The sequence below is a fragment of the Burkholderia sp. RS01 genome (assembly GCF_039748055.1).
In the GTDB taxonomy this organism is placed as follows: domain Bacteria; phylum Actinomycetota; class Actinomycetes; order Actinomycetales; family Micrococcaceae; genus Arthrobacter.
Map to the genome: position 1 here is coordinate 1 of NZ_JBDLAK010000065.1, position 361 is coordinate 361.

Consider the following 361-nt stretch of genomic DNA (forward strand, 5'->3'; position numbering starts at 1 on the left):
GTCCTGGTAGCTGATGGTGACCATGACCTGGGGTCGGAGGCCGCCGGTGGCGGGCAGGGTTGCGGTGGCGAGGGCGGTTTTGCAGGCGCCGATGAGGCCGTCGAGGAGTTGCTGGGGCCGCGTGCGGCGTTCCAGGTGGGAAGTGTCGGCGGCGGCCTCGGCTGCCGCGCCGAACCCCGGCCCGGTGTGAGGTCCCGCAGCGGTGCCTTCGTTCGTGTCCGTGGTGGTGCCGTCGGCGCCGTCTGTGCCGTCTGTGCCGGTTCCGGGGCCGGTGGTGGGTGGGGTGCGGGGGTTGGTGGCGGTGTTCATGACGGTGAGGAGGTGTTCGTATTGGTCGGCGGTGGCGAAGATTTCGAGGTGG

Annotated in this window: 1 protein-coding gene; it reads right to left on the reverse strand. The window is 70.9% G+C overall.

The genetic code is table 11. The annotated features are described in order from the left end of the window. Window positions 1-361, reverse strand: a 361-nt coding sequence (locus ABFP37_RS22540; protein WP_347035039.1) for a hypothetical protein, incomplete at both ends; no start/stop codon positions are given.